Annotated in this window: 4 protein-coding genes and 2 pseudogenes; 4 read left to right on the forward strand and 2 right to left on the reverse strand. The window is 69.0% G+C overall.

What is annotated here, in order from left to right:
- The first annotated feature begins 558 nt into the window (after nucleotides 1-558).
- Nucleotides 559-1,383, forward strand: coding sequence for an SDR family oxidoreductase (locus tag ABZT06_RS50030; RefSeq protein ID WP_355756485.1), 825 nt, complete (start codon nucleotides 559-561; stop codon nucleotides 1,381-1,383).
- 66 nt (nucleotides 1,384-1,449) lie between these two features.
- On the opposite strand, the pseudogene ABZT06_RS50035 reads toward ABZT06_RS50030, so the two are convergent.
- Nucleotides 1,450-1,954: pseudogene (locus ABZT06_RS50035) on the reverse strand (site-specific integrase); the annotation flags it as partial.
- Between the two features lie 95 nt (nucleotides 1,955-2,049).
- Between ABZT06_RS50035 and ABZT06_RS50040 the strand changes: the two are divergent.
- The 3 genes and pseudogenes from ABZT06_RS50040 to ABZT06_RS50050 form a co-directional block, all read left to right on the forward strand.
- A pseudogene (locus ABZT06_RS50040) lies at nucleotides 2,050-2,268 on the forward strand (hypothetical protein); the annotation flags it as partial.
- A 133-nt stretch (nucleotides 2,269-2,401) separates the two neighbouring features.
- Nucleotides 2,402-3,220, forward strand: coding sequence for an SDR family NAD(P)-dependent oxidoreductase (locus tag ABZT06_RS50045; protein WP_355756488.1), 819 nt, complete (start codon nucleotides 2,402-2,404; stop codon nucleotides 3,218-3,220).
- A 265-nt stretch (nucleotides 3,221-3,485) separates the two neighbouring features.
- Nucleotides 3,486-4,523, forward strand: coding sequence for a hypothetical protein (locus ABZT06_RS50050; RefSeq protein ID WP_355756491.1), 1,038 nt, complete (start codon nucleotides 3,486-3,488; stop codon nucleotides 4,521-4,523).
- Between the two features lie 574 nt (nucleotides 4,524-5,097).
- On the opposite strand, the gene ABZT06_RS50055 is transcribed toward ABZT06_RS50050, so the two are convergent.
- On the reverse strand, nucleotides 5,098-5,646 hold the full coding sequence (locus tag ABZT06_RS50055; protein WP_355756494.1) for a helix-turn-helix domain-containing protein: 549 nt from the start codon (nucleotides 5,644-5,646) through the stop codon (nucleotides 5,098-5,100).
- Between the last annotated feature and the right edge of the window lie 500 nt (nucleotides 5,647-6,146).

Consider the following 6,146-nt stretch of genomic DNA (forward strand, 5'->3'; position numbering starts at 1 on the left):
CCCACAGCCGACGGATTATGAGTCCACTGGGGATCTTGACGGCCCTTGCCGATCATTGCCGATTCACGCCGTTCTTGCAGGTCAGACGTGCTGATCCGTGTCAGCCCTTCGCAGTGCTTGTCGGTTTGTTCCTGCCCTTGTGGCCCCTCAATGGCCCCTGAGCGTCTTCGAGTTGGTCTTATAACACAGCAGCAGCCACGTCCGCCCAGTTCAGTCAAGGGGATGGAACCCTCGCACAGCGGATCCCCTTACCGACGAGATGATGCCCCCCCCTTGTCCCCCCGACGGTCGCGGCCGGCGACACGGTGGCCACCCGCCGTCCATGGACGGCGCGGGAGGAGCTCGCCGGGGGCGCGCTTCCCGCAGGAGATCCAGGCCCTGAGCCGAGAGTCCGCTTCCAGGTGACATCAGTGCAAGGCCGCTGAGCGTGGAGCTGCGGGCCGCTACCCCCGCCTACCTCCACAGCGAACTCGAAAACGGGATGCTCATCCCGTATGATTAATCGGGATAGCCATCCCGCTTATGGGTGGCCGTCCATCCCCACAGGAGGTTCACGTCATGAGCAAGGTCTGGTTCATCACCGGCTCGTCGCGCGGCTTCGGTCGCGAGTTCGCCGTCGCCGCCCTGGAGCGCGGCGACCAGGTCGCGGCCACCGCCCGCAACACCGAAACGCTGACCGACCTGGTCGAGCGGTTCGGCGAGGCGATCCTTCCGCTGACCCTGGACGTGACGGACAAAACTGCCGCCACCGAGGCCGTCCAGCGGGCACACGCACACTTCGGCCGCCTGGACGTCGTCGTCAACAACGCCGGCTACGGCCTGTTCGGCGCCGTCGAGGAACTGACCGAGCAGCAGGTCCGCGACCAGATGGAGACCAACTTCTTCGGCGCCCTGTGGGTGACCCAGGCCGCGCTGCCCCTGCTGCGCGAACAGGGCAGCGGCCACATCGTGCAGATCTCCACCATCGGCGGCGTGACCACCTACCCCAGCCTCGGTGGCTACCACGCCTCGAAGTGGGCCCTGGAAGGACTGACCGAGGCCCTCGCCAAGGAAGTCACCACCTTCGGGATCAAGGCCACCCTGGTCGAGCCCGGCGGCTTCGCCACCGACTGGTCCGGCACCTCCGCCAGCTTCGCCGAGCAACTGCCCGCCTACGACGGGTTGCGCGCGGCCCTGGCCGAGGGCTGGCGCGACGCGAAGCTCGGCGACCCCACCGCGGTCGGACCGGCACTTCTGAAGGTCGTCGACGCCGACACCCCGCCCCTGCGCGTCTTCTTCGGCACCGACGGACTGGACATGATCCCCCACGTCTACGCCGACCGCCTCAAGACCTGGCAGGACTGGGCCGACGTCTCCACCCTGGCCCAGGGCAACCCGGCCTGAACCGAGCGGCGGTACGTGCCTGGCCGTGGACCCTTAAACCGGTAGGGCACACCAGTCGCAGCAGGGTCACCGGTGTGCGTCGCCAGGCGCGAGCAGGCTGGTCAGCTCCGAGATCGCCTCGGGTGACGGCTTGAAGTAGCGGCGGACGTTCTCCGGCTTCTTGTGCAGTGACTTCACCATCACCATCAGCATCAGCATCAGCATCAGCAGCAAGGCTCCCTGCTTCCCGAGGTGGGTCAGGGGGAATGGCGGTACTCGTGCAGGCCCCAGCCGGTGCCCGGCCCGCGTACTGTGCTCGTCCAGCAGGGCGCGGGCCTGGCCGCAGGAGAGGCGGGCCAGGCCGGTGTCCGGGCACACGTCGCGCGGGCTGACCGCGGGCCAGGACGGCGGTGGGTGACGAACAGCGGGCCTTGGGTCCGGCCGCGCAGCAGCGGGGCAGGAGCCGGGCGGTGCCGGCGTCTCAGTAGACGGTCTCCAGCACAGAGTCCTCCCGCGCTTGGCCGCGGCGGCGGGCCTTGCTGCGGGCGCCTTTGGCCTTCACGGGACAGCGACGCCCTGCGAAGTCCAGGTTCGGTGCGCGAGTGGATCTTGATCATCCTCTGCACAAAGTCAAGTCACGCGAACCCTGCCGGCAGGGGCGGAGCAAACGAGGGCGCCCGCGCCATTGTGCCGATCACGAACAAGTTCCTCGCCCAGGACGGCAAGGACGGCGCACTGCCGACCCCGTGCGCGGCGACTCAGGACCTTCCGGACGCGAGCCACGTCGGCCCCGACGGCCACGGCGAGCCGAAGGGCGCCCCGACCCTAGCGGGCCGCACGGCCGCGGCCGGCGACACAGTGGCCGCCCGCCGCCTGTGGACGGCGCCGGCAATGCAAGGCCGCTGACCGTGGAGCTCCGGGCCGCTACCGCCGCCTGCCTCCACAGCGAACTCGAAACCGGGATGCTCATCCCGTACAGTTAATCGGGATAGCCATCCCGCTTACGGGTGGCCGTCCATCCCCACAGGAGGTTCACGTCATGAGCAAGGCCTGGTTCATCACCGGCTCGTCGCGCGGCTTCGGCCGCCAGTTCGCCGTCGCCGCCCTGGAGCGCGGCGACCAGGTCGCCGCCACCGCCCGCAACACCGAAACGCTGACCGACCTGGTCGAGCGGTTCGGCGACGCGATACTGCCGCTGACCCTGGACGTCACCGACCGTGCGCAGGTGTTCGAGGCGGTCGCGGCGGCCAAGGAGCGGTTCGGCCGGCTGGACGTGGTGGTCAACAACGCCGGTTACGCGCTGGTCGGCGCCGTGGAGGAACTCGCCGAGCAGGAACTGCGCGACGAGCTGGAGACCAACGTTTTCGGCGTCTTCCACGTCACCCAGGCGGTACTGCCCGTCCTGCGTGCGCGGGGCAGCGGCCACATCGTCCAGGTCTCCTCGGTCATGGGGCTGACCACCATGGGCGGCGCGGGCGGCTACAGCGCGTCCAAGTGGGCCCTGGAAGGCCTGAGCGAGGCACTCTCCCAGGAAGTCGCGCCCTTCGGTATCAAGGTCACGGTGATCGAACCCGGCGGCTTCGCCACCGACTTCAAGAACTCGTCGGTCTTCACCGCGCACCGCCAGGACGCCTACGACCCCCTGCACGCGTCGCTGACCGAGATGAGCGCCGCAGCCCAGATGCCCGGCCCCGAGGGTGTCGGCGGTGCGATCCTCCAGCTCGTCGACGCCGAGGAGCCGCCGCTGCGCGTGTTGTTCGGCGAGCAGCCCACGCAGTGGGTACCCGCGGTGTACCAGCAGCGCCTGGAGACCTGGGCCGAGTGGGCGCACGTGTCCAAGGCCGCGGAAGGCAAGTAGAGAACTTCCGGCCCTCGGGCCCTGGCACGCCCACTCCACGGCGTGCACCCGTACCACCGGCGCCTGAGAGAGCCCGGGCGGCACACCCGCCCGGGCGCCCTCACCGGGAGGCGGCAGGTCCCTCTCCAGCGAAGCACCTTCGGATGCCTCTCGTCCGGCGGCCCGGGCAACTCGTCCCGCACAACCAACAGCAGCGCAACCCAGGAGCGGGCCGACCGGGCCCACCCGTCCCACACCACCGAGGCCCACTGAAGGAGCCCCCGCCATGCCCACCACCAAGCGTCGCGCACTGATCATCATCTCCTCCGGCCGCCAGCTGCCGCTGATTGAGCCGGCCGAGGTCAAGTCGATCTCGACCGGGTTCTTCCTGGTCGAGATGGCTCAGGTGCTCAAGGAGTTCGAGAACGACTACGAGTTCACCTTCGCCACCCCCGACGGCAACGCCCCGCAACTCGACATCAACGGCATGGCCCTGTCCGTGCACTCCATCGAGAAGACCGGCGCCAAGACCCTCCCCCTGCGCATGCAGCAGCGCCGCCGCTCGTTCAACGTCAACAGCTTCCGGCAGCGCCACCCCGAGCTGGTCGCCCGCCGCGAGCAGGAAGTCCGGCTGCTGGAGCGGCACATCGGCCAGATCCCAGTCTCCGAACTACTGCCCAACAGTGAACCGGAGCTCACCGAGTACCGCCCCGAACTGATCCGCCGCCTCGACAAGCTGCCCGAGGGCGCCTTCCACTCGCTACAGGAACTCGTCCAGCGCCACCGCGACCCGGCCGATGCGTTCACCCTCGCCGACTTCGATTTCATCCACACCCCCGGCGGTCACGCCCCCATGGTCGACTTCCGCGACAACCCGTGGCTCGGCGAAACCCTCCACGTGGCCCGGGAGAACGACGTCACCATCTCGTTGATCTGCCACGCGCCCATCGCGGTGACCTCCACCCGCCAGCGCATCGACGCGCAGGGCGCTGCCTACTCCGTGAAGGACAACCCGTTCCTCGCCGCCACCATCTCGACCGTCCCCAAGATCGGCGAGCGGTTCGCGCTGCGGTTCCTCTACCCGCGCGTCCCGGGCAAGGCGACCCGACTGCCCTATTTCGTCGACGTGGCCATAAAGGAAGCCGGCTTCACCGTCGCCTCCTCCCCCAACATCTCCGCCCCGAAACTGGCCTACGAGCCGTCCGTGCGGCTGCTCACCGGCAACGGCCCACAGGCCATCGACCAGCAGACCGCCAAACTCCGCAGCATCCTCACCCACAGCCCCGCTGCCCGCCGGACCAGCGGCAAGCACGCGAGCGCGTAGCCACGACCACATGTGCCGACCAGGCAACCAACGACGCGGGCGAACAGACGGAACAGGTTCGGGGGCGGGCCGATACGGCCCGCCCCCGAACCTGTTCCGGTCGCGCCCTCAAGAGCCAGCGCGACACCATGCCGCTGAACCAGCGCCTCAAGGCACACTCGCCGGCTCTCGCGCAGTCGGCCCACGCCTTCGGCGACCACCTCCGCACCGACCTGTACACCCGGGTCCCGGGCCGCGTCCCGCGCGACGACACACTGATCGCGACCCTGCAACTGAACCTCGCGCTCACCACTTCCATGACCGCCTACCAGAGCTGGCAGGCCGACGAGTACTTCGACGTCCTCACCCGGCGCCGGGTTCGCCACCCCCGCTTGGTCGGCCTGTGGCGCAATAAGGCCGGTCCTGGCGCGACGTCCGGCATGCGCAGGGATCTCTCACGGCAAGAGAAGCCTCAGCCTCTCACCGACCGCCCGGCCCCAAAACCCACACGACCGACCGAGTGCGCGGACACGTCGTCAAACTTCGCCGCACCGGGTCCCCTCGGTCCGATCCTCGGCGCGGTCGGCAGACGCCGCTACCTTTGGGCGCGCAGGCCCGCGCACGCCAGGTCGATCATGCGCTTGCGCGCCTCCGGGTCGGGGCCCTGCTGCTCCCGGGCCAGACAGCCGACGATGAGCGCCTTGACGTCGGCACGCACGACGTCCGGCCGCACGGCGCCGGCTTTCTGCGCACCGACGAGCAGTTCCTCTTCCACGGCCAGCAGATTGTGCTCGGGGGCCAAGGCCACCGAGTGGACGTCGAAGCCTGTCCCGCTCATCGCCTGCGACAGACCGATATTGGCTGCGAAGTGCTCGACCATCAGGGCGAAGAACTCGAAGAACGCTGCGCCCGGATCACGGGTCGCGGCCAGTTGCCGGGCCCGGTCGACGATTTCAGCCACCAGACGCAGCACGATCGCCTCGTACAGCGAGTCCTTCGTCGGGAAATGCCGGCTGACCGTCCCTGTGCCCACACCAGCCCGCCGGGCGATCTCCGCCACCGGCACCGACAGCCCCTCGGCGGCGAACGTCTCCAACGCCACCTCCAGGACACGCTTGCGGTTGCGCTCGGCATCAGCACGCATCAAAGACCCTCAGACTTCCAACCAAGCGGGACAACTGTCCCGATTATAGTGGGCCAGCCTTCCGGGACCGCCACAGAAACGGGATCACAGTCCCACACGCCGAATCGGGACACGCATCCCAGCTCGGCCGCGATCTTCCTCACCGGCGCCAGATGGTGCGCTGACCGCACATGGCTCAGCCCTGATGAACGCGGTGCGCCGTCCATGGGGCCGTTTCCTCTTCGGGCCGTTTCCCTGGCCCCGGGCCTGTCTGCCAGACGCACCGGCATCCACGCCGCCTCCAGTGCCGGCCCGGCACTGGACAGTCCGCACGGTGGACGGCAGCCCCATGCCGCCGAACCAGCAAACGGAACAACGAAATCGGCCCGGAAGCACTCTCGGCCTGACCCCGGCCGCGCCCTCCCGGCCCCTGTACGGCCCCTGGGTCTTGGGGACGACCCGCAGACCAGTCGCCCGGACCGAGAGCGGCAACCTTAGACAACTACTCCGCCGCAGGTCAG

Origin of the sequence: Streptomyces sp. NPDC005483, from assembly GCF_040606035.1 — a bacterium.
Taxonomy (GTDB): Bacteria; Actinomycetota; Actinomycetes; order Streptomycetales; family Streptomycetaceae; genus Streptomyces.

Excerpts from the sequence above, each read along its gene's own strand:
- ABZT06_RS50030 (WP_355756485.1), top strand. The coding sequence starts at position 559 with ATGAGCAAGGTCTGGTTCATCACCGGCTCGTCGCGCGGCTTCGGTCGC.
- ABZT06_RS50045 (WP_355756488.1), top strand. The coding sequence starts at position 2,402 with ATGAGCAAGGCCTGGTTCATCACCGGCTCGTCGCGCGGCTTCGGCCGC.
- ABZT06_RS50050 (WP_355756491.1), top strand. The coding sequence starts at position 3,486 with ATGCCCACCACCAAGCGTCGCGCACTGATCATCATCTCCTCCGGCCGC.
- ABZT06_RS50055 (WP_355756494.1), bottom strand. The coding sequence starts at position 5,646 with ATGCGTGCTGATGCCGAGCGCAACCGCAAGCGTGTCCTGGAGGTGGCG.